The sequence below is a fragment of the Pseudoalteromonas sp. P1-26 genome, from assembly GCF_001401795.1.
Lineage (GTDB): Bacteria > Pseudomonadota > Gammaproteobacteria > Enterobacterales > Alteromonadaceae > Pseudoalteromonas.
In genome coordinates, this window is sequence record NZ_LKDX01000095.1 from 1 (window position 1) to 3,602 (window position 3,602).

Consider the following 3,602-nt stretch of genomic DNA (forward strand, 5'->3'; position numbering starts at 1 on the left):
TCTGGTAAAAAGTACCTGACCATGGATGGAGCTGAATAGGTGAAATCAGAGGGTAAACTGGAAATTACAGACGAATTGTTGCTTTATCATTATAAACACCTGTTAAATCATCATAAAATACTAAATTAACAAGCTTATCTTCTAGCTTAGCTTGTTTTTTGGCCATAAATCGATAAGTACAACAATCAGCAATCAACTCAGCAAAATAGACTTCATCCCTATTCCACTCTCTGAAATTGACTTTTTGTTCAAAACAGACTACCCCGATAGGAATACCTTCACTAAAAATAATTGTATCAAGCATCGACTTGGTATTTTCTGTTTTTAAGTAAGTATAAGTGAAGTCTATTGTTCTATGATCAGTATGCGCATTATCAGCTATCATTGGGGCACCGAACTCTATTGCTTCAAAATAGCGCGGGTAATCACTCTTAGTTAAATATGGTAGGTCTTTAGGGGTATCATTAACTCCCCAATCTGTATTTGCAACACACTCTAAAATGTTTATTTCTGGATCCGAATTTAACAACCAAACAGAAATACGACTGACATTCAAAGTTTCAAGTGAATCTTGCAAAACTTGCCACATAAACACTTGCACCGGGCAACTGTAATCAACCTTCATTGATGCGTGGCGGCGGATTAAATTGGAGCTAAGTAGAATTTTATCGTAATTATCCAACCCCCACCCCCTTACAACTAACTATAGAAATCGTCGAAGAAATGTAACTTACACACATAAAGTTTACATAATGAAATCAGTTAACACGTAAATAATATACGCAATTCCATGAAAGCTCCAATTTGAATTAGAACAAAACACTTAGAGTAATAACTTGATTTCAATTCAATGCAGAGAAAACAAGAAAGTACCCGACGCCAACCAAAGCACAAACTTAACATGAGTTAGTTACTTAGCACTCCTTTTTTCATCAATTATAAAACCTACAAATGCTATACGCTTGCATATGAAAACTATTAATAACTGATACTCCCCTTTTCTATAGACTAAATCGGACTAAATAACGTGAAAAAGTCATGTGTATAGGAAAACCTATTAAAGATAAACGAAACACGAAACAGAGCATTAAAAAATAACTCGCGCTTTAATTTTTGCTTTACCACGCAAAAATTAAAGCATACACTATAAAAAAACACATTCATTAAGGTTCACATGACTATCTCTAAAGTAGAAGCCACCGATATAGCGTTTGACGAGCTAAAAGACGGTTCAGAGTTATATATTCAGCGCCGTAATAGACGTCTTCTAAATAACCACCGAAAAGAGCTGAGAGTCTTTACTAAGGCTGAAGCAGTGGCATACCTAGATATTGATGCAAGAACCTTGGACAAGTACTGCAAAGCTCTAAAGATTAACCCAAGAAGGCACGAAGAAAGTCAGTGGTTATTAGATATTGAGGAAGTCTACAAAGTAAGAGATTCACTTCCTGAAGAACTTAAAAAACAATTACCATTTGTTCGCGGTGAAAGCCAAGAACTGCAGGTTATTGTTGTTCAGAATCAAAAAGGCGGTGTTGGCAAAACAGTAACTGCAGCAACTGCTGCATCTGGCTTAGCAACAGAGTTTCACCAAAACTATCGAGTTGGATTGATTGATATGGATGGCCAAGGAACTCTGTCAATGTACTATGCCCCTGAATCAGCAGAGGAAGGATGTTTATCTGTTGGTGACTTAATCATGGGGAACTATGAGTTAGATGACAACGAGACCTTAAAAGAAGCTATAAGCGAAGCATTTTTACCAACTACAATCCCCAACTTACGCATTTTACCTGCTTCACAATCAGACCGAGCAATAGAAGGCTGGTTCCACGAAGCGGTATTCAATCAACAACTAAGTTCACCTTACTCAATACTGCACGACATTATAGAGCAAGTTAAAGATGAGTTTGATATCATAATAATCGATACGCCTCCATCACTAGGCTACGCGACATACAACGCATATTACGCTGGCACGAGTGTTATTTTCCCCTTGTCTGTTACTGAAAATGATATTGATGCTACATGTTCATATTTTAGTTATATCCCGCAAGTATGGACATTGCTAAAAAACGCGAAACACCCAGGTTATGACTTTATGAAAATATTACTCACTAATCATAAAGAAAGCTCAACAACAACTGATTTGCAAAATAACCTTTATGATAGCTTTTCAACTTACCTCTACTCAACTGAATTCAACAACAGTGAGGCAGTTAGACAAGCTTCATCATTACTCTCTACCGTATTTGATATGTCAAAGAGTGAATACCCAAAAACCAAAATGACTTTTCAAAACGCACAACAAAATGGGTATGAAGTGACAAGTCAATTGCACCGTGATATTCAAAAAGTATGGCGTGAACAAGAGAAGGAGCAATAAAATGGCTAAGAAAAGAGGTTCAGTCTCTCCGTTAGGCAATGCACCAGGCTCTCAAGAAGCCATTGCAGATAGTAACAAAAACCAAATAGAAAGCTTAGCAAAACGCTTGAAACTTGAAGCTGAAAAGAGCAAAACACCGCTTGAGGATGTGTTATCTCATCATCTTGGAGTAGTTAGCGTCGGGCAAAGTAAAATTTGGACATTAAAATCAGGCCAAAAAGCTACATTCACACCAGTTACATTGTCATATGAGCAGCTTAAATCAAATACGGTCGTCACTTTTGAAATCAACGGCCGAGAGCAGTCACTGCTCACAGAAGAATCACTTCAAGACTTATCAACATTAGATGATCAACAGTTCTACCCTGCAATTGGTAGGCGACTAGCTGATAATAAAATTGATGTACTAGATGGTTCTCGCCGCCGAGCCTATGTGTTAGATAAAGGCGGTACAATAAATACTTTCACAATGCTTGTTACTGATGATGAAATCACCTTAAGTGACGCAAAGGCACTCGCTACATCACTGCAATCAGTTAAAGAACACAGCCTTCGTGAAATAGGATTACGTCTAGAAAGAGACAAAGAAACGTACTTCAAAGAGTATGGCGAAAAGCTAACTCAGGCTGAATTAGCTAAACGTCATGGTCTGAGCCAATCAAAAGTAAGTAAGGCATTACAAGCGGCAACAGTCGATAATGATTTAATCTCTGTTTTCCCGGATATTTCACTGCTTAATCACAGTGACTATAAAATCCTTTTGTCTACACAAGCTCTACTGGGTGATCAGTTGTGTGACTTTACTGAAGATCTCAAAAGCAAAGCTAATGAACTGAAGATAGCTAAAGGTTTAATCAAAGAAGATTTAAAGGATATGCTAAGTAAACTAATAGCAAATGAATCAAGATCTTTTAAACCTTCAGTAGATAAAGCTGTAGTAACTACGCTTATAAAATTTGAAAATAAAGACCAATTTGCGCGTAAAAAGGTTAAAGGTAGAAATTTCTCATACGAATTTGGCAGAATTCCTAAGCAAATTCAGGAAAAATTAGATACCGCTATTAATGAAGTGCTAAGTGGTTTAGAAAGCTAATCATATGAATAAAATGGGTGAGTTTTTACGAGCCCGGTAGTGTTTAGAAATCTGTGTCATTTCAGTAATATTAAGAAAACAGGAGTGACACATGACTCAATCTTTCGACTTCAACAAAGCATT

Annotated in this window: 3 protein-coding genes; 2 read left to right on the forward strand and 1 reads right to left on the reverse strand. The window is 36.9% G+C overall.

What is annotated here, in order from left to right; translation table 11 throughout:
* Positions 1 to 64: 64 nt before the first annotated feature.
* Positions 65 to 682 (reverse strand): GAF domain-containing protein, encoded by a 618-nt coding sequence (locus tag AN394_RS20940; protein WP_055022492.1) that lies wholly within the window; start codon positions 680 to 682, stop codon positions 65 to 67.
* A 492-nt stretch (positions 683 to 1,174) separates the two neighbouring features.
* Between AN394_RS20940 and AN394_RS20945 the strand changes: the two genes are divergently transcribed.
* The gene (locus tag AN394_RS20945) at positions 1,175 to 2,386 is read left to right on the forward strand and encodes a ParA family protein (RefSeq protein ID WP_055022493.1); all 1,212 of its coding nucleotides are present in this window, start codon (positions 1,175 to 1,177) and stop codon (positions 2,384 to 2,386) included.
* 1 nt (position 2,387) lies between these two features.
* Positions 2,388 to 3,479: a ParB family protein gene (locus AN394_RS20950; protein ID WP_055022494.1), complete on the forward strand. Its 1,092-nt coding sequence runs from the start codon at positions 2,388 to 2,390 to the stop codon at positions 3,477 to 3,479.
* Positions 3,480 to 3,602: the final 123 nt, after the last annotated feature.